General features: G+C 68.8%; 30 protein-coding genes and 4 tRNA genes. 13 read left to right on the top strand and 21 right to left on the bottom strand.

Going from position 1 to position 26,167, the window contains the following annotated elements; translation table 11 throughout:
- Nucleotides 1-84 precede the first annotated feature (84 nt).
- The 7 genes from rplJ to ACFYXH_RS01035 form a co-directional block, all read right to left on the bottom strand.
- Nucleotides 85-615 carry a 50S ribosomal protein L10 gene (gene rplJ / locus ACFYXH_RS01065; protein WP_326651935.1) on the bottom strand — a complete coding sequence of 177 codons (531 nt, stop codon included), beginning with the start codon at nucleotides 613-615 and terminating at the stop codon, nucleotides 85-87.
- A 255-nt stretch (nucleotides 616-870) separates the two neighbouring features.
- On the bottom strand, nucleotides 871-1,770 hold the full coding sequence (locus ACFYXH_RS01060; RefSeq protein ID WP_389559540.1) for a hypothetical protein: 900 nt from the start codon (nucleotides 1,768-1,770) through the stop codon (nucleotides 871-873).
- 144 nt (nucleotides 1,771-1,914) lie between these two features.
- Nucleotides 1,915-2,637, bottom strand: coding sequence for a 50S ribosomal protein L1 (gene rplA, locus ACFYXH_RS01055; RefSeq protein WP_385305847.1), 723 nt, complete (start codon nucleotides 2,635-2,637; stop codon nucleotides 1,915-1,917).
- Between the two features lie 86 nt (nucleotides 2,638-2,723).
- A complete protein-coding gene (gene rplK, locus ACFYXH_RS01050) occupies nucleotides 2,724-3,158 on the bottom strand; it encodes a 50S ribosomal protein L11 (RefSeq protein ID WP_307661693.1) in 435 nt (144 codons plus the stop codon).
- 167 nt (nucleotides 3,159-3,325) lie between these two features.
- The gene (nusG, locus tag ACFYXH_RS01045) at nucleotides 3,326-4,282 is read right to left on the bottom strand and encodes a transcription termination/antitermination protein NusG (RefSeq protein WP_389559538.1); all 957 of its coding nucleotides are present in this window, start codon (nucleotides 4,280-4,282) and stop codon (nucleotides 3,326-3,328) included.
- A gap of 75 nt (nucleotides 4,283-4,357) precedes the next feature.
- Complete coding sequence (gene secE, locus ACFYXH_RS01040) at nucleotides 4,358-4,645, bottom strand: preprotein translocase subunit SecE (RefSeq protein WP_326651931.1); 288 nt, start codon at nucleotides 4,643-4,645, stop codon at nucleotides 4,358-4,360.
- Between the two features lie 108 nt (nucleotides 4,646-4,753).
- Nucleotides 4,754-4,826, bottom strand: a tRNA-Trp gene (locus ACFYXH_RS01035).
- A 170-nt stretch (nucleotides 4,827-4,996) separates the two neighbouring features.
- On the opposite strand from ACFYXH_RS01035, the gene ACFYXH_RS01030 reads away from it, so the two are divergent.
- On the top strand, nucleotides 4,997-6,223 hold the full coding sequence (locus ACFYXH_RS01030; protein WP_389559536.1) for a pyridoxal phosphate-dependent aminotransferase: 1,227 nt from the start codon (nucleotides 4,997-4,999) through the stop codon (nucleotides 6,221-6,223).
- 137 nt (nucleotides 6,224-6,360) lie between these two features.
- Nucleotides 6,361-7,416 carry an adenosine deaminase gene (locus ACFYXH_RS01025; protein WP_389559534.1) on the top strand — a complete coding sequence of 352 codons (1,056 nt, stop codon included), beginning with the start codon at nucleotides 6,361-6,363 and terminating at the stop codon, nucleotides 7,414-7,416.
- On the opposite strand, the gene ACFYXH_RS01020 is transcribed toward ACFYXH_RS01025, so the two are convergent.
- The gene (locus ACFYXH_RS01020) at nucleotides 7,409-8,002 is read right to left on the bottom strand and encodes a TetR/AcrR family transcriptional regulator (RefSeq protein WP_389559532.1); all 594 of its coding nucleotides are present in this window, start codon (nucleotides 8,000-8,002) and stop codon (nucleotides 7,409-7,411) included. The two genes, ACFYXH_RS01025 and ACFYXH_RS01020, sit on opposite strands and share 8 nt — an antisense overlap.
- An 88-nt stretch (nucleotides 8,003-8,090) precedes the next feature.
- On the opposite strand from ACFYXH_RS01020, the gene ACFYXH_RS01015 reads away from it, so the two are divergent.
- Nucleotides 8,091-8,723, top strand: a complete 633-nt coding sequence (locus tag ACFYXH_RS01015) for an NAD(P)-dependent oxidoreductase (RefSeq protein WP_389559530.1) — start codon at nucleotides 8,091-8,093, stop codon at nucleotides 8,721-8,723.
- A gap of 103 nt (nucleotides 8,724-8,826) precedes the next feature.
- Here ACFYXH_RS01015 and ACFYXH_RS01010 read toward each other — a convergent pair whose 3' ends face one another.
- From ACFYXH_RS01010 to ACFYXH_RS00975, 8 genes are all read right to left on the bottom strand, one after another.
- Entirely contained in the window at nucleotides 8,827-9,882 is a 1,056-nt protein-coding gene (locus ACFYXH_RS01010; protein ID WP_389559528.1) for a UDP-N-acetylmuramate dehydrogenase, read from the bottom strand.
- 68 nt (nucleotides 9,883-9,950) lie between these two features.
- Nucleotides 9,951-11,393, bottom strand: a complete 1,443-nt coding sequence (locus ACFYXH_RS01005; protein ID WP_389559526.1) for an MFS transporter — start codon at nucleotides 11,391-11,393, stop codon at nucleotides 9,951-9,953.
- A gap of 82 nt (nucleotides 11,394-11,475) precedes the next feature.
- Complete coding sequence (locus ACFYXH_RS01000; protein WP_389559524.1) at nucleotides 11,476-12,033, bottom strand: TetR/AcrR family transcriptional regulator; 558 nt, start codon at nucleotides 12,031-12,033, stop codon at nucleotides 11,476-11,478.
- A 141-nt stretch (nucleotides 12,034-12,174) separates the two neighbouring features.
- Nucleotides 12,175-12,603, bottom strand: a complete 429-nt coding sequence (locus ACFYXH_RS00995) for a MaoC family dehydratase (RefSeq protein WP_389559522.1) — start codon at nucleotides 12,601-12,603, stop codon at nucleotides 12,175-12,177.
- Entirely contained in the window at nucleotides 12,603-13,055 is a 453-nt protein-coding gene (locus ACFYXH_RS00990; protein ID WP_385305859.1) for a MaoC family dehydratase N-terminal domain-containing protein, read from the bottom strand. Before ACFYXH_RS00990 ends, ACFYXH_RS00995 begins: the two co-directional genes overlap by 1 nt.
- Nucleotides 13,056-13,179: 124 nt before the next feature.
- Nucleotides 13,180-13,344 (bottom strand): 50S ribosomal protein L33, encoded by a 165-nt coding sequence (rpmG, locus tag ACFYXH_RS00985; protein WP_003956487.1) that lies wholly within the window; start codon nucleotides 13,342-13,344, stop codon nucleotides 13,180-13,182.
- Between the two features lie 85 nt (nucleotides 13,345-13,429).
- Nucleotides 13,430-13,502: transfer RNA gene (locus ACFYXH_RS00980), tRNA-Met, on the bottom strand.
- A gap of 46 nt (nucleotides 13,503-13,548) precedes the next feature.
- Nucleotides 13,549-13,621 (bottom strand) — tRNA-Thr (locus tag ACFYXH_RS00975).
- 238 nt (nucleotides 13,622-13,859) lie between these two features.
- On the opposite strand from ACFYXH_RS00975, the gene ACFYXH_RS00970 reads away from it, so the two are divergent.
- The 3 genes from ACFYXH_RS00970 to ACFYXH_RS00960 all read left to right on the top strand — a co-directional run bounded on the left by ACFYXH_RS00970 (nucleotide 13,860) and on the right by ACFYXH_RS00960 (nucleotide 16,371).
- Complete coding sequence (locus ACFYXH_RS00970; protein WP_389559520.1) at nucleotides 13,860-15,092, top strand: amidohydrolase family protein; 1,233 nt, start codon at nucleotides 13,860-13,862, stop codon at nucleotides 15,090-15,092.
- A 59-nt stretch (nucleotides 15,093-15,151) separates the two neighbouring features.
- Nucleotides 15,152-15,808, top strand: a complete 657-nt coding sequence (locus ACFYXH_RS00965; RefSeq protein WP_389559518.1) for an SDR family oxidoreductase — start codon at nucleotides 15,152-15,154, stop codon at nucleotides 15,806-15,808.
- Nucleotides 15,809-15,873: 65 nt separating this feature from the next.
- Complete coding sequence (locus tag ACFYXH_RS00960) at nucleotides 15,874-16,371, top strand: GyrI-like domain-containing protein (RefSeq protein ID WP_389559516.1); 498 nt, start codon at nucleotides 15,874-15,876, stop codon at nucleotides 16,369-16,371.
- 469 nt (nucleotides 16,372-16,840) lie between these two features.
- On the opposite strand, the gene ACFYXH_RS00955 is transcribed toward ACFYXH_RS00960, so the two are convergent.
- The gene (locus tag ACFYXH_RS00955; protein WP_389559514.1) at nucleotides 16,841-17,818 is read right to left on the bottom strand and encodes a helix-turn-helix domain-containing protein; all 978 of its coding nucleotides are present in this window, start codon (nucleotides 17,816-17,818) and stop codon (nucleotides 16,841-16,843) included.
- 48 nt (nucleotides 17,819-17,866) lie between these two features.
- Between ACFYXH_RS00955 and ACFYXH_RS00950 the strand changes: the two genes are divergently transcribed.
- On the top strand, nucleotides 17,867-19,084 hold the full coding sequence (locus ACFYXH_RS00950; protein WP_389559513.1) for an MFS transporter: 1,218 nt from the start codon (nucleotides 17,867-17,869) through the stop codon (nucleotides 19,082-19,084).
- 83 nt (nucleotides 19,085-19,167) lie between these two features.
- The gene (locus ACFYXH_RS00945; protein WP_389559511.1) at nucleotides 19,168-19,788 is read left to right on the top strand and encodes an isochorismatase family protein; all 621 of its coding nucleotides are present in this window, start codon (nucleotides 19,168-19,170) and stop codon (nucleotides 19,786-19,788) included.
- A gap of 368 nt (nucleotides 19,789-20,156) precedes the next feature.
- Here ACFYXH_RS00945 and ACFYXH_RS00940 read toward each other — a convergent pair.
- Nucleotides 20,157-20,238: transfer RNA gene (locus tag ACFYXH_RS00940), tRNA-Tyr, on the bottom strand.
- Between the two features lie 196 nt (nucleotides 20,239-20,434).
- On the opposite strand from ACFYXH_RS00940, the gene ACFYXH_RS00935 reads away from it, so the two are divergent.
- Nucleotides 20,435-20,923, top strand: coding sequence for a YajQ family cyclic di-GMP-binding protein (locus tag ACFYXH_RS00935; protein ID WP_327325461.1), 489 nt, complete (start codon nucleotides 20,435-20,437; stop codon nucleotides 20,921-20,923).
- Between the two features lie 19 nt (nucleotides 20,924-20,942).
- Here the strand turns inward: ACFYXH_RS00935 and ACFYXH_RS00930 are convergent, their stop codons facing one another.
- Genes ACFYXH_RS00930 through ACFYXH_RS00920 form a run of 3 tightly spaced genes read right to left on the bottom strand, consistent with a single transcriptional unit; the run spans nucleotide 20,943 to nucleotide 22,919 of the window.
- Entirely contained in the window at nucleotides 20,943-21,890 is a 948-nt protein-coding gene (locus ACFYXH_RS00930) for a tyrosine-type recombinase/integrase (protein ID WP_389559509.1), read from the bottom strand.
- 50 nt (nucleotides 21,891-21,940) lie between these two features.
- A complete protein-coding gene (locus tag ACFYXH_RS00925) occupies nucleotides 21,941-22,273 on the bottom strand; it encodes a hypothetical protein (RefSeq protein WP_389559507.1) in 333 nt (110 codons plus the stop codon).
- Nucleotides 22,266-22,919, bottom strand: coding sequence for a helix-turn-helix domain-containing protein (locus ACFYXH_RS00920; protein ID WP_389559506.1), 654 nt, complete (start codon nucleotides 22,917-22,919; stop codon nucleotides 22,266-22,268). Before ACFYXH_RS00920 ends, ACFYXH_RS00925 begins: the two co-directional genes overlap by 8 nt.
- Nucleotides 22,920-23,066: 147 nt before the next feature.
- Here ACFYXH_RS00920 and ACFYXH_RS00915 point away from each other — a divergent pair, with 147 nt between their 5' ends.
- The 4 genes from ACFYXH_RS00915 to ACFYXH_RS00900 all read left to right on the top strand — a co-directional run bounded on the left by ACFYXH_RS00915 (nucleotide 23,067) and on the right by ACFYXH_RS00900 (nucleotide 25,920).
- Nucleotides 23,067-23,270 (top strand): helix-turn-helix transcriptional regulator, encoded by a 204-nt coding sequence (locus tag ACFYXH_RS00915; protein WP_389559504.1) that lies wholly within the window; start codon nucleotides 23,067-23,069, stop codon nucleotides 23,268-23,270.
- A gap of 137 nt (nucleotides 23,271-23,407) precedes the next feature.
- Complete coding sequence (locus ACFYXH_RS00910; RefSeq protein ID WP_389559502.1) at nucleotides 23,408-23,998, top strand: DUF6907 domain-containing protein; 591 nt, start codon at nucleotides 23,408-23,410, stop codon at nucleotides 23,996-23,998.
- Nucleotides 23,995-24,369: a hypothetical protein gene (locus tag ACFYXH_RS00905; protein WP_389559500.1), complete on the top strand. Its 375-nt coding sequence runs from the start codon at nucleotides 23,995-23,997 to the stop codon at nucleotides 24,367-24,369. The genes ACFYXH_RS00910 and ACFYXH_RS00905 overlap by 4 nt, the downstream gene beginning before the upstream one ends.
- On the top strand, nucleotides 24,370-25,920 hold the full coding sequence (locus ACFYXH_RS00900; RefSeq protein WP_389559498.1) for a DnaB-like helicase N-terminal domain-containing protein: 1,551 nt from the start codon (nucleotides 24,370-24,372) through the stop codon (nucleotides 25,918-25,920). It begins immediately after the preceding gene.
- The last annotated feature ends 247 nt before the right edge of the window (nucleotides 25,921-26,167 follow it).

The following is a 26,167-nucleotide window of genomic DNA, read 5'->3' as shown; positions in this document are numbered from 1 at the left end:
GTGCCGGATGTATATGTCGGCGGGCGTACATCGGCCCGCTGCGACCGGCCGCGCTACGCGGCGACGGTCAATGCGCGAGCCGAATTACTCGGCACCGCCCTGCTCGGCCTTCTTGGCACGAAGCGCCTCCGCGGTGCGGACGAACTTCGAGGGAAGCGCCTGGAAGAGCGCGGCAGCCTGGGACTGCTTGCCCTTCATGGCGCCCGCCAGCTTGGCGAGCAGAACCTCGCGGGACTCGAGGTCCGCAAGCTTCTTGATCTCATCGGCGGACAGCGCCTTACCGTCAAGGACACCGCCCTTGATGATGAGGTTGGGGTTGTCCTTGGCGAAGTCACGAAGACCCTTCGCCGACTCCACCGGGTCACCGGTGACGAAGGCAACCGCTGTCGGACCGTTGAACAGGTCGTCGAGCGTGTTGATCCCGGCCTCGTTGGCCGCAATCTTGGTCAGCGTGTTCTTCACCACGGCGTACTGGGCGTTCTCACCGAGCGAACGGCGCAGCTGCTTGAGCTGGGCCACGGTGAGACCCCGGTACTCGGTCAGCACGGCGGCGTTCGAGCTGCGGAACTGGTCCGCGAGCTCGGCTACCGCGGCAGCCTTGTCGGGCCTTGCCATAGAGCGTCGGCCTCCTTCCGGGTGATGAGGACCGCTCAGAAGGGGCTGAACAAAACGAAACGCCCCGGCGCAGGCGCACGGGGCGTAGCTCTACCGGAGCGAGTCCGGGAACTGTCCACAGTCACCTGCGCAGGACGTCCGCAGTTAGCGGATCCTTCGGCCACCGCACCCTCTTGCGAGGACACAGCAACGACCAGCGGTCTTTGGCTTCTGTGGAAGAGTACGCGAATGGTTCCGCGTCAGGCAAATCGCCGGTTACGAGGCCCCCGCCTGCCGCTTCATGAGCTTGGTGAAGTCAACCGTGTCAGCGGCCGGCGGCGCCTCGACCGACGCCGCGGTGCCGTAGTCGGAGTAGAAGACCGTCGAGTTGAACGCGCCGGTCTTCAGCTGACCGCTTTCGGACTTCTTCACCAGCAGGTCGTTCTTGTCGACCCAGATGTCGACCTTCTCGGTGGTGATGCCGGCCTTGCCGAGCTGCTCCTTGAAGGCCTTGAGCTGGTCGGCGCTGAGCGCGGCGTTCTTCTCCGTCAGCTTCGCGACGTCGACCGTGCCGGAGTAATGCGTGGCGGAGACGCCCCGTACCTTCTCCTCGCCCACCTTCTTCACATCGCCCGAGGCGAGCAGCGCCTTCACTCCCTTGTCCGGAGTGGCGTTCTGCATCTGGTCCTTCATGACGTCGCCGGAGGCGCCCATCAGCTTGGACAGATCGGCGTAGCCGTACCGGATCCAGTGCTTGCCGCCCGTCTGCGCGGCGAGGGCGTCGCCCAGGTTCGCGTAGTACGCATCGCTCAGATAGCGGGCCTTCATGGCCCCGTTGCCACCGGCCTTCTTCATGGCGTCCGCCATGGTGCCGCCGGTGTATTTCATCTCCATGGCGCCGGTGATGCCGTCCGCCCAGTCGAGGGCCCCGTTCATCGTCACGGTCATGGCAGAGCCCATCACCATCGTGCCGTCGACCTTTGCGGAGTGGGCTCCGCTGGTCTTCTGCTCGACGGTGCGCAGCGCGGCTATCGGGCTGACCGCGGCCACACCCCCGCTCCCGGCCTTCGTCCCGCCTCCGCTGCCGCTGCCGCCGCCCTGGCAGCCTGCGGCTCCGGCGATCACGGCGACCGCCGTCAGCGCAACGCCCCCGCGCCTGAATCCGGACGTGCTCATAAACCCCACCCCTTGTGTCTCAGCGAACTCACAGAACCGTAACGCAGCCCTACGACAGCGCGTACGAATAAAGCCGGTCCCCGCACCTCGGTGAGAGGTACGGGGACCGGCTTCAGTACGCGAGACCCGCGGCTGCCGTCAGATTCAGACGGAAGCCGGGTCCTCCTCGACGAGGAGGTTGCGGGTGCGGTTGGAGTCCAGCGGGATGCCGGGGCCCATCGTCGTGGTCAGGGTCGCCTTCTTGATGTAGCGGCCCTTCGCGGCGGACGGCTTCAGACGGAGGATCTCCTCCAGCGCCGCGGCGTAGTTCTCGACCAGCTTCGTCTCGTCGAAGGAGACCTTGCCGATGATGAAGTGCAGGTTCGAGTGCTTGTCGACGCGGAACTCGATCTTGCCGCCCTTGATGTCGTTCACAGCCTTGGTGACATCGGGGGTGACGGTGCCGGTCTTCGGGTTCGGCATCAGACCACGCGGACCGAGCACGCGGCCGAGGCGGCCGACCTTGCCCATGAGGTCCGGGGTGGCGACGACGGCGTCGAAGTCCAGTCGGCCCTTCGCAACCTCGTCGATCAGTTCGTCGGAGCCGACGATGTCGGCGCCCGCGGCTTCCGCGGCCGCAGCACGGTCACCGGTCGCGAAGACCAGGACCCGGGCGGTCTTGCCGGTGCCGTGCGGAAGGTTGACGGTGCCACGGACCATCTGGTCGGCCTTGCGCGGGTCAACGCCCAGGCGGAAGGCGACCTCGACGGTGCCGTCGAACTTGGTGGCGGCGGTGTCCTTGGCGAGACGGACGGCCTCGAGCGGGGCGTAGTTGCGCTCCCGGTCGATCTTGGCGTCCGCAGCGCGGAGAGTCTTGCTGCGCTTCACTTCTGCTCCTGAGGTTCAGGGGTGGAGTCGTGGTGCGGACCAGCGCTTGGTCCTACCACTGAGAGGTCGTACAGGGAGCTGAGCTGTCAGCCCTCGACCGTGATGCCCATGGAACGGGCGGTGCCGGCGATGATCTTCGACGCGGCGTCCAGGTCGTTGGCGTTCAGGTCGGGCATCTTGACCGTGGCGATCTCGCGGACCTGGGCGCCGGTGAGCTTGGCAACCTTGGTCTTGTGCGGCTCGCCGGAGCCCTTGTCCACACCCGCGGCCTTGAGGATCAGCTTGGCGGCCGGCGGAGTCTTGGTGATGAAGGTGAAGGAACGGTCCTCGTAGACCGTGATCTCCACCGGCACGACCATGCCACGCTGCGACTCGGTCGCGGCGTTGTAGGCCTTGCAGAACTCCATGATGTTGACGCCGTGCTGACCGAGCGCGGGGCCGACCGGCGGAGCCGGGTTGGCCGCGCCGGCCTGGATCTGGAGCTTGATAAGCCCCGTGACCTTCTTCTTCTTGGGAGGCATTGCTCTCTCCGGGTCCTAGTGAGAGTTTTCAGCGCTCCATCCAGTCATCCGGATGGAGGCATACCGCACAACGATAACGGGTACAGCTGCGCGGCCAAAAACCGAGCAGGTCAGAGCGGCTGCGAGAGCCGTTCTGACCTGTTCGGAGGCGTATGTTCCAGAACGAACTAGTTCTTCTGGATCTGGTCGAAGCTGAGCTCGACCGGGGTCTCGCGGCCGAAGATCTCGACGAGGCCCTTGACCTTCTTCGAGTCGGCGTTGATCTCGTTGATCGTGGCCTGCAGCGTCGCGAACGGGCCGTCGGTGACGGTGACCGAGTCACCGACCTCGAAGTCCAGCACCTGGACCTCGACCTTGCGGGCCGGAGCCGGCTTGCCCTCGGCCTCTGCGGCCTCGCGGGCGGCCTTCTCCTCGGCCTCCGGGGCGAGCATCTTGACGATCTCGTCCAGGGTCAGCGGGTACGGGTCGTAGGCGTTGCCCACGAAGCCGGTGACGCCGGGGGTGTTGCGGACGACGCCCCAGGACTCGTTGGTCAGGTCCATGCGGACCAGAACGTAGCCGGGAAGCTTGTTCTGGCGAACGTTCTTGCGCTCGCCGTTCTTGATCTGGACGATCTCTTCCTCGGGCACTTCGGCCTGGTAGATGAAGTCCTCGACGTTCAGCGAGACGGCACGCTGCTCCAGATTCGCCTTCACGCGCTTCTCGTACCCGGCGTACGTGTGGATGACGTACCACTCGCCGGGCAGTCCGCGAAGTTCGTCGCGGAGAGCGGCGATCGGGTCGGCAGGGGCCTCGGGCTCTGCGGGCTCTTCGTCCTCGGCTCCTGCGGCCTCTTCGGCGTCCTCGTCGACGTCGGCTGTGGCGGCCTCGTCCTCTTCGACCTCGGCCACCGCGGTGGCCTCGTCCTCGTCGTGCATCGCGGCCTTCTCGGCCGGCTCGCCCGCGGCGGCGTCGGCAGCCTCGGCGAGGTCGACCTCGTCGGCCCCTTCGATGATGTCGAGCGCGTCGTCGTCGAGCGCGTCGATGTCGACCGTGTCCGGCGCAGCCTCGGCCGCCTCGGCCGTCGCCGCAGTCTCTTCGCCCTCCACGGGCTCGACGGCGTCGTTCAGGTTCGGGTCAGACACGGTGGCTGCTTCTTCCTGGATACAGATGGGGTGGAACATGCGAAAGGGGCGCCGCTGCCGGCGCCCTCCGCGGGATCAGCCGAAGACGTACTTGACGGCTTCCTGGAACCCATAGTCAATCACGGTCACCAGACCAATCATGACGACTACGAAGACAATCACCACTGTGGTGTACGTCGTCAGCTGGCTGCGAGTGGGCCAGACGACCTTGCGCAGCTCGGCGATGATCTGTCGGTAGAAGAGCGCGAGACGGCCCAGAGGGCCCTTCTTCCCGCGCTTGCCGCCCTTGCGGGTCCGCTTCTTCGACTCCGGCGCCTCATCATCGGCATCAGGCATGTCGATGGAGCCCACGGCGTCCGTCACGATCTTTCACCTGATTCCGGGTCGTGGCCGCGCCGCGCCCGGTGGAGCCGCACGGCGGTTCATTGAATGTACGTACATGCGCACACAACCTGGCGAAGGTGTGTGTAGCAGGGCCGGAGGGACTTGAACCCCCAACCGCTGGTTTTGGAGACCAGTGCTCTACCAATTGAGCTACGACCCTTTGTGGTTTCCCCAACCTACCCCATCCGTAGATGTGGTTGGTGAGGGCCAACGACGAGTGAGTGTACGTGGTTGCAGGCCCGGCGTCGAACAGATAGCTCCGGGCCGGTTCCTGTCCGCTACTCGAAACACGTGTACCGGGTCCGTTTGCGGTCTGGGACGATGGCCCGTATGAGCGCTGCAACCCCTCCCACCGAGCGCCGGGTCTCCGCCCGCATCGGCGCGATCTCCGAGTCCGCGACCCTCGCCGTCGACGCCAAGGCAAAGGCCCTCAAAGCCGCCGGGCGTCCGGTGATCGGCTTCGGCGCGGGTGAGCCGGACTTCCCGACACCCGACTACATCGTCGAGGCAGCGATCGAGGCCTGCCGCAACCCGAAGTACCACCGCTACACCCCGGCCGGAGGGCTCCCCGAGCTCAAGGCCGCCATCGCCGCGAAGACGCTGCGCGACTCCGGCTATGAGGTCGACGCCTCCCAGATCCTGGTCACCAACGGTGGCAAGCAGGCGATCTACGAGGCGTTCGCGGCGATCCTGGACCCGGGCGACGAGGTCATCGTGCCGGCTCCGTACTGGACGACCTACCCCGAGTCGATCCGTCTCGCGGGCGGTGTGCCCGTCGACGTCGTGGCCGACGAGACCACCGGTTACCGGGTCTCCGTCGAGCAGCTGGAGGCGGCGCGCACGGAGCGTACGAAGGTCGTCCTCTTCGTCTCGCCCTCGAACCCGACGGGCGCGGTCTACAGCGAGGCCGACGCCGAGGCGATCGGCCGCTGGGCCGCCGAGCACGGCCTGTGGGTCCTCACCGACGAGATCTACGAGCACCTGGTCTACGGCGACGCGAAGTTCACCTCGCTCCCCACGCTCGTCCCCGAGCTGCGCGAGAAGTGCATCGTCGTCAACGGTGTCGCCAAGACGTACGCCATGACCGGATGGCGTGTGGGGTGGATGATCGCCCCCAAGGACGTGATCAAGGCCGCGACCAACCTGCAGTCGCACGCCACGTCGAACGTCTCCAATGTCGCGCAGATCGCGGCGCTGGCCGCGGTCTCCGGGAACCTGGACGCGGTCGCCGAGATGCGGACCGCCTTCGACCGGCGCCGCCAGACCATCGTGCGGATGCTCAACGAGATCGACGGTGTGCTCTGCCCGACCCCCGAGGGCGCGTTCTACGCGTACCCCTCGGTGAAGGCGCTGCTGGGCAAGGAGATCCGCGGGAAGCGTCCGCAGACCTCGGTCGAGCTGGCCGCGCTGATCCTGGACGAGGTCGAGGTGGCGGTGGTTCCCGGCGAGGCCTTCGGTACGCCGGGCTATCTGCGGCTTTCGTACGCGCTGGGCGACGAGGACCTGGTCGAGGGTGTCTCGCGGATCCAGAAGCTGCTGGCCGAGGCGCGCGACTGAACCCTGCTCACGTGCGTGGGCTGACGGGCTCCTGGCTTCGGCCGGGGGCCCGTTTCCGTTCCGTTTCTTCGTTCGGGCAAGGACCCGATCGGGGAAAGGGGCTGCCGGACGGCGGGCAGGTGCGGCAAGATCCTTCAATGGAGCAAGTTCGTGCCCGCGGCGGAGCCGCTGAACGAGACCTCAGGCTGTTGCCGAAGGCCCATCTGCATCTGCACTTCACCGGGTCGATGCGGCCCACCACCCTGCTCGAGCTCGCCGACAAGTACGGCGTCCATCTGCCCGATGCCCTGACCAGCGGCGAACCGCCCAAGCTACGGGCGACCGACGAGCGCGGCTGGTTCCGTTTCCAGCGGCTCTACGACATCGCCCGGTCCTGTCTGCGCTCGCCCGAGGACATCCAGCGGCTGGTGCGCGAGGCGGCCGAGGAGGATGTGCGGGACGGCTCGGGGTGGCTTGAAATACAGGTCGACCCGACCTCGTACGCCCCCATGCTGGGTGGGCTGATTCCGGCGCTGGAGATCATCCTGGACGCGGTGGAGCGCGCCGGACGGGAGACCGGTCTCGGTATGCGGGTGCTGGTTGCGGCGAACCGTATGAAGCATCCGCTGGACGCGCGCACGCTGGCGCGGCTCGCGGTGCGGTACACGGACCGGGGGGTCGTCGGGTTCGGTCTCTCCAACGACGAACGCCGGGGCATGGCACGGGACTTCGACCGCGCCTTCGCGATCGCCAGGGACGGCGGCCTGCTGGCGGCGCCGCACGGCGGCGAGCTGACCGGACCCGCGTCCGTACGGGACTGCCTGGACGATCTGCGCGCCTCCCGGATCGGCCACGGCGTACGGGCCGCGGAGGACCCACAGCTGCTGCGGAAGCTGGCCGAGCGCGGGGTGACCTGCGAGGTGTGCCCCTCGTCGAATGTGGCGCTGGGCGTGTACGAGAAGCCGGCGGACGTACCGCTTCGGACGCTGTACGACGCCGGGGTGCCGATGGCGCTCGGGGCGGACGACCCGCTGCTCTTCGGCTCCCGGCTGGCGGCGCAGTACGAGCTGGCGCGGACGCACCACGGTTTCACCGACGCGGAGCTCGCGGAGCTGGCCCGGCAGTCCGTGCGCGGCTCGGCGGCGCCTGAGGAGATCAGGGACAAGCTGCTGGCCGGCATCGACGACTGGCTGACCGACCGACCGGCTAACTGATTCCGCGCAGCAGCGTGCGGGCGATTCCCGCGGCGAACTCGTCGAGCGGCTGCGGAGGCTTTCCGTCCGCGGTCATGTCGTACGCGAAGGCCCGCTGTGCACAGGCACCGAGAAGCAGGGACGCGCCCGCGTAGGTGTCCGCGTCGGCGCGCACCCGGCCGGCGTCCTGCTCGGCGCGCAGATAGGCGTCGAGGCCCCGGATGGGCATGTGCGGGCCTGCGCCCAGCTCGCGCAGGGCCGCGTCGTGGCGCTGCTTGAGCCGGGGGTCGGCGTAGAGCGAAGCGGCGATCGGGAAGCTCTGGGCATAGAAGAGCGCGGCCTCGCGGGCGATCTCGGTGAGGTTCTCCTCGACGGTGCGCCGTGCCGGCTCGGCGATGAGTGTGTCCAGCAGCGGCGTGAGCCTGGGCAGCCGCTCCTTCAGCACGGTCACGAAGAGCTCCTCCTTGCTCGCGAAGTGCTTGTAGAGCGCCGCCTCCGAGCAGCCGGCCGCCTTGGCGATCTCCTTGGTGGTGGCACGGGCGAGGCCGATGGTGAGCAGGAGCTCATGCGCGGCGTCGAGGATGCGGGCGCGGGCCGGCTTCTGCATGGAACCTCCGAAAGGCACTTGACGAGTGAGTGAGCACTTACCCACTCTAGAGGTGAGTGAATACTTACCCACCATGGAGGTGCGGGCCATGAGACTCACCGTTTTCGGCGCGACCGGCGGCATCGGGCAGGAGATCGTCACGCAGGCGCTGGCGGCGGGGCACGAGGTGACGGCGGTGGTTCGCGATCCGGCGCGGTTCACGGTCACGGGCCCCGGCCTGCAGGTTTTCCGTGCGGATCTGAAGGAGGGCGAGTCGCTGCGGTCGGCCGTCGCCGGGCGCGACGCGGTGCTCTCGGGTCTCGGTGCACGCACGCGCGCGGACGCCGGGATCGCGGCGAAGCTGACGCGCTCGGTGCTGGGGGCGATGGAGGCGGAGGGGACACGTCGGCTGCTGGTGGTGAGCGCGGCCCCGCTCGGCCCGGTCCCGGAGCGCCAGCCGATGCTGGACCGCGCGATGCTGGCGGCCGTCAACACGGCGCTGAAGGCTGTGTACGACGACCTCCGGACCATGGAGGAGGAGCTGGCACGCAGCACGACGGACTGGACTTCGGTACGCCCGCCGCGGCTGCTGAACAAGCCGCTGACGGGCTCCTACCGGACGGTCGTCGGCGGCAGTCCGCGCAGCGGCAGGATGATCGGCCGGGCGGATGTGGCACACGCGATGCTGGCGATGGTCGACGACCCGGCGACGGTGAAGCAGGGAGTCGGGGTGGCGTACTAGGCCTGGGGGAGAACGAGGACGAACCGGCTGCCGGGCGGACCCGGGCAACGCTGGAACCCGGCGGGTTCCAGCAGCTTTTACAGGCTGATGCCGACCGTCAGCTCTACAGGCTGACGCCGACCGTCACCGGCTCGTTGACCAGCGTGACGCCGAAGGCCTCGCGCACGCCTGCCACGACCTCGCGGGCGAGCGCCAGCAGGTCCTCGGTGGTGGCCTCGCCGCGGTTGGTGAGGGCCAGCGTGTGCTTGGTGGAGATACGCGCGGGCCCGGTGCCGTATCCCTTGGTGAAGCCGGCCTTGTCGATCAGCCAGGCCGCCGAGGTCTTGGTGCGCCCCTCCCCCGCCGGGAAGGCGGGCGGCGCGATGTCCGGGCCGAGGCGTTCGTGGACGCGTGCCAGGAAGGACTCGTACGCGGCCTGCTCGAGGATCGGATTGGTGAAGAAGGACCCGGCGGACCAGGTGTCGTGGTCCTCGGGGTCCAGCACCATGCCCTTGCCTGCACGCAGCTTGAGTACGGTCTCGCGGGCGGCTGCGGCCGGGACGCGGTCGCCGGCCTCCACGCCGAGGGCGCGGGCCGTCTCGGCGTACTTCAGCGGCGCGGACAGGCCGTCCGCGTCCTCCAGCTCGAAGCGGACGCGCAGCACGACATAGCGCTCGGGGTGCTGCTTGAAGCGGCTGTGGCGGTACGAGAAGGCGCACTCGGCGTTGGGGACGGTGACCGTCTCGCCGGTGCGGCGGTCGTAGGCGACGACCTCGGTGATGGTGCTGGAGACCTCCTGGCCGTACGCGCCGACGTTCTGGATCGGCGTCGCACCGGCCGATCCGGGGATGCCGGCCAGGCACTCGATGCCCGCGAGCCCCGCCTCGACGGTGCGGGCGACCGCGTCCGTCCAGACCTCACCGGCCGCCAACTCCAGCTTCGTACCGGAGAGTTCGAAGCCCCGCGTGGCGATACGGAGCGCGGTGCCGTCGAAGCCCTTGTCCCCGATGACCAGATTGCTGCCGCCGCCGATGATCAGCAGCGGGGTGCCGGCGGCGTCCGCCTCGCGTACGACGGCGACCACCTCGTCGTCGGTGGTGGCCGTGACGAGGCGCGTCGCGGGGCCGCCGAGCCGGAAGGTGGTCAGGGGGGCGAGGGGAGCGTCGTGGAGTTCCTGCACGGGGACAAGGGTACGGTCCGTGGCCCACCGCTCGGGCGGGGCCACGGACCGTCTGCGTACTCCGGCCGTCATACGGCGATGGACTCGCGCTCCTCGGCGGCCGGGGACGCCTCCTGGGGACCTGCTTCGACCGTGCGGCGGCGGCCCGGGATCAGCAGAGCGATCAGTGCCGCGAGAGCCACCGCTCCGGCGCCTATCCACAGTGCCGGGACGGTGCCGTCGGTGAAGGCGTCGGCGGACTCGTAGCCGCCCTGGGCCGCGAAGACCGCGCCGAGGACCGCCACACCGAGGGCTCCGCCGACCTCGCGCAGGGCGTTGTTGGCCCCGGAGGCGATGCCCTGCTCGGCGGGACTGACGCTGGACATGACCACACTGGCAGCGGGGGCGAAATAGAGCGCCATGCCGATACCGCCGAGGATCAGGCCGGGAAGCTGGGCCGGGTACGAGACACCGGGCTCGATGACCAGGGCGAAGAGGCCGAGGCCGATCGCCTGGAGGGCGAGGCCGGTGACGACGACCGGGCGGCCGCCGATCTTGTCGGAGAGGTATCCGGCGATGGGCGCGACGATCAGCGGCATACCGGTCCAGGGCAGCATCCGCAGGCCCGCCTCGGTGGGCGAATAGCCGGCGACGCCCTGCAGGAACTGGCTGAGCAGGAAGATCGAGCCGAACATCCCCAGGAACATCAGCAGGCTCGCGATATTGATCCCGAAGAAGGCGCGGCTGCGGAAGAGCCGCATGGGGAGCATGGGGTTCTTGTTGTTGAAGCCGTGGTGGACGAAACCGGCGAGGAGTGCGGTGCCCACGATCAGACCGGCGAGAATCGGGGTACTGGTCCAGCCGTCGGCGTTGCCGTTGACCAGCGAGTAGACGATGCCGAAGAGGCCGCCGCTGACGAGGAGGGTGCCGGGGAGGTCGAGCCGGGCGTTCGGGGCGTACGACTCGTCGAGGCGCAGCCGGGCGAGCGGCAGCAGGGCCAGGCCTATCGGGACGTTCAGCCAGAAGATCCACTGCCACGAGATGTGTTCGGTGAGACTGCCGCCGATGAGGGGGCCGCTGGCGACGGCGAGGCCGGTGACGGCGCCGAAGATGCCGAGGGCCGCGCCGCGGCGTGCGACGGGCACGGCCGCCGTGAGCAGGGTCAGGGTGAGCGGCATCATGACCGCGGCGCCGACGCCCTGGACGGCGCGGGCGGCGATGAGGGCGTCTATACCGGGTGCGAGCGCGGCCGCGGCGGAGGCACCGGTGAAGATCGTGAGGCCGACGATGAAGAGCTTCCGGCGGCCGAAGCGGTCACCGAGGGCCGCCCCGAACATCAGCAGTACGGCGAAGGTGAGGGTGTACGCGCTCACCGTCCATTCGAGGTCCTCCAGCGCACCGCCGAGATCCTTGCGGATGGAGGGAAGTGCGGTGGTGACGACAAGGTTGTCGAGGGCCGCCATGAAGCTGGCGACGCTGGTGATGACGAGGGCCCAGGCGGCGCTGCCGCGGCGGGCTGTTTGCTGGTTCACTGCTCCCCCAGAGGGTTAGTTATTGATGACTAACTTTCACGGGCAGAACTCTCCCCATCCCCGAGGAAGCGGGATCCTGCAACTAGCGCGAAGTCCTGATGTCGGACATGTCGAGCCCGGCCCACACCCGGTGATCCTCCGGGAAGCCCAGCGCCACCAGGACGTTGATCAGCATGCCGCAACCGAGGAAGTCGGTCGTCTCGTTCACGTCCCCGACGAAGGCGGCCTGCGCCTGGTCCCAGATACCGGCCCAGGCGGCTCTGATCCGCTCGCCGAACTCGTGGTCCCCCGCCGCCTCGGCGGAGGCCACGGCGACATACGTCTGCATCTGCATCAGCAGCTTGTCGCCGTCACCGATGAGCTCCATGTACGCCGCCGCCATCGCCTCCAGCGGTGAGCTGTCGGGACGCCGCTCCAGGGCGTCGGCGAACGCCTTCGGGGTCTCCTCCAGACAGCGGAGCGCCGCCGCGAGGAACAGCTCCCGCTTGTTCTTGAAGAGACGGAAGAGGTACGGCTGCGATACGCCGACCCGCTTGGCGATCGCCTCGGTGGAGGTGCCGTTGTAGCCGCCGCGCGCGAATTCGGTGATCGCGGCGCGGATGACGCTCTCGCGTCGCTCGTCTGCGCTCATCCTGGCCATGCGAGTAAGTTAGTGTCCAATCACTAACTAAGTCAAGAGTCGGCGCGGGGCGAGGCGGCGCAGGGCACCGACGAAGACAAAGTAAGGGGCACCCGCCACAGCGGGTGCCCCTTACACATCTCTCCTACCGGTCTTCGTACCTCAGGCGAGCCGGACCACGGCCCGGGACATCCCCAGCACCTTCTGCCCGGCGCTCATCGCCGTCAGGTCGACGCGCACCCGGTTGTCCTCCAGCTTCGCCGCGACCTTGCCGGTGACCTCGATCAGCGCGCCCTGCTCGTCGTTCGGCACGATGACGGGCCTGGTGAAGCGGACGCCGTACTCGGCGACGGCGCCCGGGTCGCCGACCCAGTCCGTCACCACCCGGACCGCCTCGGCCATGGTGAACATGCCGTGCGCGATCACATCCGGAAGCCCGACCTCGGTGGCGAACTTCTCGTTCCAGTGGATCGGGTTGAAGTCCCCGGAGGCGCCCGCGTACTGCACCAGCGTGGCGCGCGTCACGGGAAAGTTCTGGGCCGGCAGCTCGGTGCCGACCTCGACGTCCGCGTAAGAGATCTTCGCCGTCATCACGCCTCCTCGGCGGCGCGCGCCACCAGCTTCGTCCACGCGGTCACGACATGCTCGCCCGACTCGTCGCGCACCTCACCGCGGATATCCACGATGTCGTTGCCGGCAAGGGACTTGATGGCCTCAATGGTCGAGGTGACCGTCAGCCGGTCCCCCGCCCGCACCGGCCGCGTGTACGCGAACTTCTGGTCGCCGTGCACCACACGGTCGTAGTCCAGTCCCAACAGCGGATCCTGAATGACCTGTTCCGCAGCCTTGAAAGTGATCGCGAAGGCGAAAGTCGGCGGAGCGATCACATCGGCGTGGCCGAGCGCCTTGGCGGCTTCCTGGTCGGTGTACGCGGGATTGGCGTCACCCACCGCCTCGGCAAACTCCCGGATCTTTTCCCGGCCGACCTCGTAAGGCGAGGTGGGCGGATAGGTCCGCCCCACGAAGGACTGGTCGAGCGCCATGGACTGGCTCCCTCCTGATGGATTGACCCTGCCGGGCCGGATTGGATTGGCCCTGCCGGGATTTGGCCACTACAAACGACACGAGGCCGCCCCCAGTGGGGGCGGCCTCGTGTACGAGCCTGATTCAGCGGGTTTCGCGGTGCGCCGTGTGCGAGTTGCAGCGCGGGCAGTGCTTCTTCATCTCAAGACGGTCCGGGTTGTTACGCCGGTTCTTCTTGGTGATGTAGTTCCGCTCCTTGCACTCCACGCAGGCCAGCGTGATCTTCGGGCGGACGTCGGTGGCAGCCACGTGAGTGCTCCTTGGACGGATGGACGGATGAACGCATAAAAGAGTAGCCGATCGGAGGACCGACCCCACAATCGGCTACTGTATGTAGCGGTGACCGGACTTGAACCGGTGACACAGCGATTATGAGCCGCTTGCTCTACCGACTGAGCTACACCGCTTCGATACCGGATCCCCTCACCCGAAGGTGAGGATCTCCGACATCAGAGCCCCAATACGGAATCGAACCGTAGACCTTCTCCTTACCATGGAGACGCTCTACCGACTGAGCTATTGGGGCGAGCGATGAAGACATTACACGGTCGGTCGCCGATCGCCCAAATCCGTTTCGTGGCCCGCTGCCCGGTCCTCAGCCCGGGTTCCGCCCCGCCCGTCTCGTACGCCACTCGTGACCACACCGGTACGACTATTGCGCTCCTCCTCGAAGCGCGCTCCGAGCGCCCCTAGGCTCGACTCACGCTGCGTGATCCTGCCCTTCGTCGCGCCGCCCGAGCCCCACCGCCCCACACAGGAGCGCGATGCCCGACAGCCAGCCGCAGCCCCCCGACGGCGCCACCGCGGACACCACTGCGCTGCTCCTGTGCAGCGCCCGGCTCACGGACGGCCGCACCGTCGACGTACGGCTCAGTGGCGGACGCATCGAGGCGGTCGGCACCGCGGGCAGCCTCACCCCGCGCTCCGCCCGCGTGGACCTGCGCGGCTATCTGCTGCTGCCCGCCCCGGCCGAGCCGCACGCCCATGGCGACACCGCGCTCACCGCCGACTCCCCCGGCCCCGTCTCGTACGAGACCGAAGATGTCCAGCGGCGGGCCACCGAGGCCGCGCTGCTGCAGCTCGGGCACGGTGCGACGGCGCTGCGCTCGCATGTACGCATCGGGGATGTGCAGGGGCTCGGCCCGCTGGAGGCGGTGCTCCAGGCTCGGCGCTCACTGCGCGGGCTGGCGGATCTGACGGCCGTCGCGGTGCCCCGGCTGCTCACGGGCGTCGCCGGGGCTGACGGTCTGGCGATGCTGCGCGACGCGATGAAGATGGGCGCCGGGGTGGTGGGCGGCTGTCCGGACGCCGACCCCGATCCGACCGGGTACGCGGAGGCGGTGCTGGAGGTCGCCGCCGAGCACGGCTGCCCCGTCGACCTGCACACCCACGGCGACGATCCGGCACGGCTCGCACGGCTGGCGGCAATGGCGGGCGGGCTGCGGTCGGAAGTGGTGATCGGGCCGTGCGCGGGGCTCGCTCGACAGCCGCGCGAGTCGGCATCCAGGGCCGCCGACCAGCTCGCGGCGGCCGGCGTCACGGTGGTCTGCGTGCCGCAGGGCGGCTGCGGGGCCGTGGAACACCGGGGCAACGCACCGGTGCGGCTGCTGCGCGCGGCCGGAGTGCGGGTCGCGGCGGGCAGCGGGGCGCTGCGGGACGTGTCGAACCCGGTGGGCCGCGGGGATCCGCTGGAGGCGGCGTATCTGCTGGCCTCGCAGGGCAGGATGCGGTCCAAGGACGCCTATCGGGCCGTGGCCGGGGCCGCCCGGGAAGCGATGGGGCTGCCCGAGGTGCGGGTGGAGGCCGGTTTCCCGGCGGAACTGCTGGCGGTGCGCGGCGAGCGGATCTCGGGCGTACTGTCGCTGGCGTACAGCCGGATCGTCATTCACCGCGGGCGGGTGGTGGCCCGTACCAGCGCGGTGCGTGAGTACTGCGACTCGGCGGTCGCCGTCGCGCTCGAACTGCCGCGGCAGGGGCGGCCGGACACCGGTCCCTGAGCCGCGACCGGACGCCGGTCCCTGAGCGAGCGCCGCGCTTCGGACGTACCGTCGTACTCATGCGCATTGTCATCGCTGGAGGACATGGTCAGATCGCGCTCCGTCTTGAGCGCCTGCTCTCGGCGCGCGGACACGAGGTCGCGGGCATCATCCGCAAGCCGGAACAAGGCGCCGACCTGCGGGAAGCGGGGGCCGAACCGGTCCTCCTGTCCCTGGAGTCGGCCTCGGTCGAGGAGGTCGCTGCGGTACTGCAGGGCGCCGAAGCGGCGGTGTTCGCGGCGGGCGCGGGCCCGGGCAGCGGCGCCGCACGCAAGGACACGGTGGACCGTGGCGCCGCGGTGCTCTTCGCGGACGCGGCGGAACGGGCAGGCGTACGGCGGTTCATCGTGGTGTCGTCGATGGGCGCCGACGCCCAGCACCCGGGCGACTCGGAGTTCGACGTCTATCTGCGGGCGAAGGGCGCCGCGGACGACTATGTAGGGTCCAAGTCCGGCCTCGAGTGGACGATTCTGCGGCCTGGCATGCTGACGAACGACGCGGGCACCGGTCTCGTACAGCTGAAAGCCTCGACGGGCTCTGGAACAGTGCCGCGTGACGATGTGGCGGCGGTGCTCGCGGAGCTCGTGGAGTCGCCGGCAACGGCAGGGCTGACGCTGGAACTGATCAACGGTTCGGTGCCGGTGACCGTCGCGGTCAAAGATGTCGCCGGAAACTGACCGGCGGGGCGCTGTTCCGATGAATTCCCGGTCGCCGCACAGTCCTTGGTGCCATGAGGAAAAAGATGTCTGAGATCCAGCCGACAGTCGTGGAGCGCGGGGAGCAGCTGTACGCCTTCGTCCGCGGGGCCGTACGGATGGACGCCTTCGCCGTGATCGCGGACCGACTGCCGGAGCTGATCGGCTGGCTGACCAGCCGCGGGGCGGAGTTCGACGGGGCCCCGTTCTTCCGCTTCAACGCCATCGACATGGACGGGGAGTCGGAGGTCGAAGCGGGGATGCCCGTCGTCTCCGCGCCGGAGCCTGAGGGCGACATCCGCATCGCGGTACTGCCCGCGGGCCGCTATGTGACGGTCACCCATACCGGCCATCCCGACCGGCTGTTCGCGACCATCACCGAGCTGCGGGAGTGGGCGGCGCGGGAGGGCCTGGAGTGGGACATGACGGTGGTGGACGGTGTTGAGCGCTGGGCCTGCCGTATCGAGTCGTATCTGACGGACCCGCGGGTGGAGCCGGACATGTCCAAATGGGAGATCGAGCTGGCGTTCCGGCTGGCGGACTGAGGGGGCGTGGTCGCCGAGCAGCCTGCCGTCCACGGGGAGGTGCGCCGGGGTGAGCGGCCGACCGGCGTGCGCCGGGTGCTGCGGCGGCTCTGGTGGGACTGATCCGCAGCAAGGCGGCTCTGGGCATTCGCGTCCTGGGCCCCGACCACCCTCGGGCGCCTCGGATGCCCACGCCGGCGGGGCGGGAGTGAGGTGAAGGCGTTGCCTGCATCTGCGGCCTGGTAGTGCGCTCCTCTGGCCCGAGGACGTGATGCCCGGCTGGATCGCCCCGCTCGTCGTCGCCCGTTACGCCGACGATCCGGAAGGGGCCGCCGAGCTCGCCCGTGTCGTGCATCGCCTCATCACTGGGCCGTCTCGGCAGCACTGCTCGCGTGGCGCACCAGACCGTTGGTGACGCAATCCGGGCGGCGCCAGTCCCTGCGGTCGGAAGCCGGCTGCGCCTTGACGCCCAGGTCCCCGGCCACCCGCCTCACGAGGCCGCGCACAGCGAGTCGCCCAGTTGAGAGCGCTCGTAGAACACCTCGCGACCGCTGCGGCTGCGGGTGACCAGGCCGCTCTCCGAGAGCACCTTCAGGTGCTGGCTGATCGCGCCGGGCGCCATGGACAGCCGGCGCGCCAGGATGCTCGTGGTGGCCGCTTCGGTGAGGGTGACGAGAATCCGGGCGCGGGTGCGTCCGATGAGAGCGTTGAGCGCGTCGGTGGTGGGGACGACCTCGTGCGACCACACCGTGGCGACGCCGGGTACGGGGTACACCAGGTTCGGCTGGTAGGGCTCGGCCATCACCGTCGTGTCCGGCCAGTGGAAGACACTCGGGATGAGAATCATGCCGTCGCCGTCGAGGGGTCCGGTGCGCCGCCATGCGCGGGTCCGGACGCGCAGACGGCCGTCGTTCCACGTGATGTTCGGGTGCAGGTCGTTGAACATCACGCCTGCGCCCTCGCGGGTCAACTGCCGTGAACGACGCATCACCTCCGACTCGAACAGCCCTCGGATCTGCGGCCAGAACGGGGCCAGCGCCGTGTCCCAGTACAGGCACAGCTCGGCGGCGACGCGGGCGACTCCGGCGGACGGGTCGACGAGGAACTCCCGTACGACCGGGGTGTCGACGCCGGGAACCCTGGCCACCTCGCACACAGCTTTCTCCACGTCCGCTGCGCCGACGAGTTCCAGCTCGGCGGTGACGTCCGGCAGAGGGCTGGTCGGCGGCGGCGTGAGGAAGTCGACGATGTAGGGGCCGAGTGGGACCAGCGCGAACAGCAGCCGCAGGTCCAGCCCTGTGAGCCGGGGACGTACGGCTCGGATCCACGGCAGGTGCAGCGCGTGCCGGCCGGGGTCCTGCAGCATACGCAGGCTCGCCACCGCCTCGGACACCGGCGAGAAGGCGAACCTCAGCCGGGCGAGGTCGGCGGAGGTGAAGTCGAACTCTGCCCACGAGGATTCAGCCACAGATGAAACATTTACGGGTTGACGGAGCGCCGGTCAAACATGTTCCGCATGGCCGTCCTCACCTCCCGCCCCGCCGCGGCGCCCAGTGCCGCTGGTCCGTCGTCGTTGCCGCGTCCCTTCTGGATGCTCTGGCTCGGCACCGTCATCAATCGCACCGGCGCGATGGTGCAGCCGCTCCTGTCGGTGTACCTGGTGCAGGTCCGGGGCTTCACCCTCGCGCAGTCGGGCGCCGTCATGACGGCCTTCGGCGTCGGGTCGTTGCTCTCCCAGGTGCTCGCCGGATGGCTGGCCGACCGGCTCGGCCGTCGGGCGACCCTCACGGGCGGCATGCTCGCGACCTCCGCCGCGATGGTCGCCCTCGGCGCGGCGAGCGGGTTCCTCGCCGTGGCGACGACCGCGTTCCTGCTCGGGCTGACCATCGACTCCTACCGGCCGGCCTCGCAGGCGATGGTCGCCGACCTCGTCCCGCCCGCGCTGCGCCCACGCGCGTACGGGCTGCTCTTCTGGGGCGTGAACGTCGGCTACTCGGTCGCGATGGTCGCCGGCGGCTGGTTCGCCGATCACGGCGCTCGGGCGATGTTCGCCGTGAACGCTGCCGCCGCACTGACCTTCGCCGCCGTGGTGTGGGCCACCGTGCCCGAGTCACGCCCGGCCGGCCACTCCCCTCCCGGGGGAAGGCTGCGAGCGGTGTTGCAGGACCGGCTGTTGCTCGCGGTGTGCGCCGTCACCGCGGGATACGGTGCGCTGTACGCCCAGGCGTTCACCACGCTCCCGCTGGCCATGGCCGAACAGGGCGTCAGCCGTGCGCAGTTCGGCCTGGCGATGGCGCTCAACGGCGTACTGATCATCGTCGTCCAGCCCTTGACCGCACGGTGGGTCGGGCGACGGGACCCGGGCCTCGTGCTCTCCGCCGGAACCGCTGTCGTCGCAACAGGCTTCGCGCTCACCGCGTATGTGCAGGACGGCCGCGGGCTCGCGCTGACGGTGGCGGTCTGGACCGCCGGCGAGATCGTCATCGCCGGCGCCCTTCCCACCATCGTGGCCTCGCTGGCGCCCCATGAGCTACAGGGCACCTACGCCGGCGTCTGCGGCATGAGCTGGTCCGGCGGCGCGGTCCTCGCGCCGGTGATCGGCACGGCACTGCTCCCCCTGGGCCCGCGGGCGCTGTGGTCGGGCATCGGCCTCATCGGCGCCTGCTCCGCGCTGGGCGCCCTGCTCGTCGCCGGACGCGTTCGTCGGCGTACGGCGGCATCCGACACCACCTGAGCCCGTGAATCCGTGGAGCCGCAAGGCCAGCAACCCAAAAGCCAACGCAGTCGACAACCATGAACACCAAGGAGAAACCGACCATGCAGAATCGCTTCCACGACGCCCTCACCGCGGACAACGCCGCCCTCTTGCTGGTGGATCACCAGATCGGGCTGTTCACCGGCGTACGTGACATCAACGTGGGCGAGCTCAGGCACAACGTCACCCGCTTCACCAGGGCGGCCCTGCGTCTGAACCTCCCGGTCGTCGTCACCACCACCGCGGCGGACAGCATGTGGGGACCTCTCATTCCCGAGTTGCAGGCCGAACTCCCGGAAGAGCAGAAGGTGATCGACCGGAGCACCGTCAACGCGTGGCACGACGACCGGGTCCGCCAGGCCGTCGAGGCGACAGGGCGCAGCAAGATCCTCATCGCCGGGATCTCGCTCGAAGTCTGCGCGGCGTTCCCTGCGATCTCCGCGACCGCCGCGGGCTTCGACGCCTATGTCGCCGTCGACGCCTCCGGCACCTTCTCCGCGACCAAGCGAGAGACCGGACTCCTGCGGCTGCAGCAGGCAGGGGTGATCGTCAGCGACTACGCCACCCTCGCCGTCGAGATGCTCGCCGACAACGCGCATCCGATCGCGAACGACGTGTACGCGGATCTCGACATGCCGTTCGCCACCCTTGTCAGTCAGCTTGCAGCAGCCCACAGCCGCTGACAGGAGCACCTGGTCCTTTGACGAACCGACGTATGCCTCGGGCCCCCGAAGTTGCTGGGGACTCGGAGCGTACGTCGTTCAGGACCCGCTCCTGCTTCAGACGCCGGCCGCGTACCGCCGACCCAGCTCCAGCTCCAGCTCCAGCTCCAGCTGCTGAGCATGACGGTGACCAGGCCGGTGGACGGTTGCTGCGCCGGCACATCACGGTCTACGGCTCGGGGCGGGGATTCCCGTCCACGCCCCGTCCAGAACTACTGGTAGAGAGCGTGCGAGAAAGAGTCATTGCGAGACAGTCGAGCCTGACGACTGCTCTCACGACGATGGCCCCCGGTCCGCGTTTCCGCAGATCGGGGGCCATCGTCATCACGTGGCGGCGCCAGGATTCGAACCTGGGTAGGCAGAGCCGACGGATTTACAGTCCGTTCCCATTGGCCACTCGGGCACACCGCCATGGGATGTCGCCGTGAAAGTCACCCGCTGTGGGGTGGTGCTCCGTGGCAACGACGTAAACGATACCTGATGCCCGGGGGTACTTCGCCACCGGATTGATCAGCACTCGGGGCGGGTGCGGGTGGCTAGGCTTGCGGGAGCGGTCCGGGCAGTTCCGGCCGCGCCTCCACGCACCCGATACAAGGAGCCACAGGACATGGCCGACTCCAGTTTCGACATCGTCTCGAAGGTCGAGCGGCAGGAGGTCGACAACGCCCTCAACCAGGCCGCGAAGGAGATCTCGCAGCGCTACGACTTCAAGAACGTCGGGGCGTCGATCGCCTGGTCCGGCGAGAAGATCCTTATGCAGGCCAACTCCGAGGAGCGGGTCGCCGCCATCCTCGACGTCTTCCAGTCCAAGCTGGTCAAGCGCGGGATCTCACTGAAGGCCCTGGACGCGGGCGAGCCGCAGTTGTCCGGCAAGGAGTACAAGATCTTCGCCTCGATCGAGGAGGGCATCTCCCAGGAGAACGCCAAGAAGGTCGCGAAGATCATCCGCGACGAGGGCCCGAAGGGCGTCAAGGCGCAGGTCCAGGGCGACGAGCTGCGGGTCAGCTCGAAGAGCCGGGACGACCTGCAGGCCGTGCAGGCATTGCTGAAGGGGCAGGACTTCGAGTTCGCGCTGCAGTTCGTGAACTACCGGTGATGTAGCGCCCTTACCTGCACTAACTGGTTTGGATCTTGGCTGGAGGGCACAACGCGGGCACATCGCCAAGCATCGCCTCCACCGCGGCTCGCGTTGTGTCCTCGTCGTCCGGCCACAGGTGCGTGTAGATGTCGAGCGTGATCGAGGGCTTCGAGTGCCCCAATCGCCGCTGGACCGTCTTGACGCTCTCGCGGTGCTTGATCAGCGCCGAGGCGTAGAAGTGGCGCAGGTCGTGCATGCTCGCGCCATCGGGCACCCGGACGGGCGCGGGCTCCGCGCCCTCCGGCCGGCCCTGCCTCACCCACCACTCATACGCCGCCGCGTGAGCCGCCTCCAGCAGCTTGTTCGCGTTCACCTCGATGCGCTCCCACACGTGCGCCCAGTTCCCGCGCCGCAGCGACTCTCGCCGCTCGCTGGTGAACAGCAGCTGCGCCATGCGCCGCCGAGGCTTCCTCGGGTCGGTGCGGTCCTCGATGTCCACGGGCACCGCTGGGAAGCGCTGGAGGTGCGCGGCGAGCGCGTCAACCGCTGAGCTCACCAGCGGCACCGTGCGATAGCTCTCGTGCGTCTTCGGCTCACCGAGATACGGCTCCCCCGCCTCGGGCCCGATCAGCTGCTGCCGCACCGTCACTTCGCGGCGCAGGAAGTCGATGCAGTCGACCTCCAGGCCGAACACCTCGCCCTGCCGCAGGCCGGACGCCGCGGTGAGCAGGTTCAGCGCCCGGTAGCGGTCCGGCGAGGCGTCGACCAGCGAGCGGACCGCCGAGGGATGCAGCGGCACGATCTCCGCCTTGCGGACCTCGGGCGCCTTGATGCCCGAGCACGGGTTGATGGCAATGATCCGGTCCCGCACGGCCGTGCCGAAGATGGTGACCAGGTAGGCGTAGGTCACGCGCAGCGTGGACGGGGCGAGGTGCTGTGACCGGTCCTTGATCCATGCCTGAATCTCGGATGGCCGGATGCTCACCATCGGGCGGTCGCCGAACGCCGGGTAGATGTGGATGCGCAGCGCCCTCTCTACGCGCGACGCGGTGCCATCCCGTGCACGGCCGAGGTGCGCCAGCGCTCGCCGACCGAGCGGAAGCTCTCCCGGCCGGCCGCAGGATCGACGTACAGGCCGCGGGCGAGGTCAGCCTCAATCGTGGCTGCGCGGGTGTCCGCCTGGCTGCGCTTGGCGAAGTTCTCCTTCTGCTGCTCCCCCGCCGCGTCGCGCCAACGGACCTGCCAGCGCTTCCCCTTGCCGTGGTCGGCGCTCGGCACCAGGGAGCGCGTTTTGCTGCTGTGCTCAGTGCACGGTTCGGCTTCCTTGGGAGGTCGGGCGAGGTGCCACCGGTCGTAGACGCTAGCCATCACGGCTCTCCTCGGGCACGTCCATCTGCTTGGCCAGGATCGCGGTCAACTGCCGGGTGATATGCCCTTGCTTGGCTTGTCGCTCCTGGATCGGCAGATCCCCCAAGGCTGCCACCCGCCGGTCCCGCTCTTCGGTCAGACTTCCTCGCCAGATGCGCTCAGCGGCCTTCACGACCTCTTGCACCGTGACTCCCATACGGCCAGCAAAGGCAGCGTCCGCCTCGATGGGGATATCGCGTCCCTGCCAAGTGAAGTGATCCATGAATGCGCGAACATTCCGGTCCCCCATGACCGTAAGGCCGGCCTCTTCCCCCGAGAGCCAGTCGCGCAGTTGCTCGCGGGTGGCCATGGCGCCGCTCTCGGGGTACTCGGCGCGAGGCGTCAACAGCACATTGCCCTCACCCGCGAAGAAGTCCCGCAGCGGCACATCCAGCGCTTGAGCAAGGACAACCAAGGTTCCGAGATCCAACGTCTCGCGTCGGTCGCTCTCAAGGTCGGAGATGTGCGTGCGCTTCCACGCGAGCCCCGCCCGGACAAGTACAGCCGCGACGTCAGCCTGCGTGAGGCGCTGCCGCTGTCGCATGGCCTTCAGGCTCTCGCCCACCACCATCCCCACGGTGGGCGCCGCTTCTTCCTCATCTGCCATAACCCGAGCCTCGCACATGGCGCGCGTTTTCACAACGCACCGTTTGACATGTTGGTGTGCGGCTTGACCCCGCATGCCATCGCGTGCATCCTGGAGCCGGATCGCTTGCGTAGTGATCCCGCCAACGAAAACGAAGGATGATCCCGCATGCGATCGACTTCACTGCCCGCCGCGCGCCGCCCGCTGGCGACGCCCGAGCAGATCGCCGAGTACTGCGGCGTGCCTCTCGGGACCGTCTACCAGTGGTCCTCGCGCGGCGGCGGTCCCAGGTTCATCAAGGTCGGCCGACACCTCCGGGCCCGCTGGTCCGACGTAGAGGCGTGGCTCGACGCGCAGACCATCGCTGCATAAGACGGGCCCCCACCTAACGGCCGGTGCTACCAACACCGACCCGGCAGGGGCCCTAGCCGATCCCAGCAACGCCGAAGCCCCGGGCTACATCGCTCGGCCAGAGCGCCCAGGGCTTCAACAAGAGAACGGACACACCGATGATTGCACAGCCGAAGGACATCGACCACGCCGTCCCCGCCCTGGACCTCACGCCGACCGGCAAGGTGCCTGCGGTCCTCAACGGACTCCCCGCCCAGCCCATCCCGCCCGCGGGGCTCACCGCCGAGCAGCGCGGCGCCGAATGGATGGCCCGCTACGGCTGCACCCCCTGGTGCGTCCTCGATCACGCCGGCACCGACGGCGAGCCCGGATGGCACCAGGGCCCCCGCGCGGCGGTCACCGCCCCCACCCCGTACGCGGACTCCATGCCCGGAGACGGCCTCGGCCTCGTCCTCGCCGCCCGCGTCACCACGGTGAACCAGGACGCCGCAGCCTTCGGTGTCGAAAGCCTCCTGTGGGTGGAGATCGACTGCGAGACCCTCGAACTCGACGTCGAGCAGACCGACGTGCTCATCAGCCGCTTGGAGCAGTTCCTGCCCGTGCTCCGTGCCCTGCGCGGACAGCTCGCCGAGGCGAGCGGCGGCGACTTCCCCGCCGACCCGGTAGCCAAGGCCCGCTACATGGCCGAGATGGACGAGCGGGTCAAGACCCGTACCGCCGAGCTGCTCGCGGCCGAGGCCAGCAAGTGAACGGCCGGTCCACCACACGGTCCCGCCTGGTCGCCGCAGCGGCCGGGCGGGGCCCCGCCGTACGCGCCGAGTACCGGCTGAGACTTCCGAGCGAACACGGTGTCATCCGCGCCGGATTCCTAAGCGAGTACTACCGGCCCTTCCCCGTGGGCTCCTGCGTCGTCCTCGACGCAGGCGACGGCCACGTCATGCACACCTCGGACGCGCGGGTCATCGGCCGTGCTCTTGCCCACTGCTCACAGATCACCATCAGCGGCACCGCCGACCACAGCACGCGCGGACAGGTTGACGACTTCGGGCTGATCCACGGCCTCGACGCGATCGCCAACGTCATCAGCCAGGCCGCGCACGCCCTCGCAATGGAGCGGTAAGTGACCAACCCCGAAGACGAGTTCATGCGTGTTCCCCCGCACGATGCGGAGGCAGAGCGCGCCGTCCTCGGCGGCATGATGCTCTACCGGGACTCGATCCCGGACGTGGTCGAAATCCTCGAAGGCACCGAGTTCTACAAGCCCGCCAACGAGACCGTGTACCGCGCGATCGTCCAGCTAGCCGCGGCGGGCGAGCCCGTCGACCCGATCACTCTGGCGAACGCGCTCCGGACGTCCGGCGACCTCACGCGCGTCGGCGGGGCGCCCGCCCTGCACAACCTGGCCAACACATCGTTTAGCGTGGCCAACGCGCACGGCTACGCCGAGATCGTCCGGGAAATGGCCGTGCGGCGTCGTCTCGCGCAAGTCGCCGAGCAGGCTGCACATCTGGCCCGCTCGGGTGATGGGGACCTCGACGGCATCCTCGCCCAGGTCAGCTCAGACCTCACTGCCATCGGCACGGAATCAGTCCGCTGTTCGAGCGCAACCGGCTGGGACTTCACGGACCTTGGGCCCGTGCTCGACGGGACATACAAGCCCGTCACGGCCTGTGTCGGTGCGCGTGACGACGGGATCGGGTTGTTCTACCCCGGACGGGTCAACGGCGTCCAAGGCGAGTCCGAGGCAGGCAAATCCTGGCTCGCGCTCATCGCCGCTCTGGCCGAGATCAACCGCGGCAACCACGTGGTCTACATCGACTTCGAGGACAGCGAAGAGGGCGTAGTCGGGCGCCTGCTGCTGATCGGTGCCGTACCTGAGGACCTTCGCGAGCGCTTCCACTACGTACGCCCGGGCGCCATCCCCTCACCCGCCGCCCTGGCCGCGTTCGTCAAGCGGGTGGGCGAGCTGGAACCCACGCTCATCGTGGTCGACGGCGTCACCGAAGCCATGTCGTTGCTCGGGCTAGAGCTGAAGGACAACACCGAGATCGCGAAGTTCGGCCGCATGCTGCTGCGGCCCCTCGCCAACACCGGGGCCGCGGTCGTCCCGCTCGACCACGTGGTGAAGAACAACGAGAGCCGCGGCCGGTACGCCCTCGGCGGCGTCCACAAGCTCAACGCCGTCGACGGCGTCCAGTACATGCTCGAAGCCGTCCGACCCTTCGGTATCAACACCGAGGGCCGCTCACGGCTCCGCATCGCCAAAGACCGGCCGGCGCAGGTCCGCAAGCACGCCCTGCCCGGCGGCAAGAACCCGATGCACTGGTTCGCCGACCTGGTCGTGAAGTCCGAGGGCGACCAGTTCGCCGAGGCGCACATCTACCCGCCCATGCAACGCGCCGACGACCCCACGGAGATGACCGCCGAGGAGGAGAAGGCCGCCAAGGAAGAGGCCGAGATCAAGGAGCGAGAGAGCAAGGTCATCACTGTCCTTAGGAGCAGCGAGACCAAGCTCAGCATGACCGAGCTCGTAGCGGTCGTGCCCGGACGGGCATCGGTCACCAGGCGAGCCGTAACGCGCCTGGTGGCCAACTGCCAGGTGATCACCCAGACCGGACCGCGGAACGCTGTGCTTCACGGCCTCCCCGCCCCGGAGGTGGCTACGGCGTGATCAGTCGACCTCGTCCCACCCCGTCCCGTGACTGCCCATCAGATTGCGCCCGTTCGGCATTCCCGCAGGTCACAGGCTTGCCGACCCCGTCCCGGCACCCCGTCCCGCTCGTCCCGCACATGACGGCCCGTCACGGGACGGGGTCACACCCCCTCCGGCCTGCACAAACCGCTGATTCCGCGACCCCGTCCCACCCCGTCCCCACCCCGTCCGGGACGACGTCAAACGACCCCGTCCCCCGTCCCCC

This window comes from Streptomyces sp. NPDC002730 (genome assembly GCF_042888805.1).
Taxonomy (GTDB): domain Bacteria; phylum Actinomycetota; class Actinomycetes; order Streptomycetales; family Streptomycetaceae; genus Streptomyces.
Note: the sequence above shows the minus strand (reverse complement) of the source record. Positions and strands in the feature narration are given on the sequence as shown.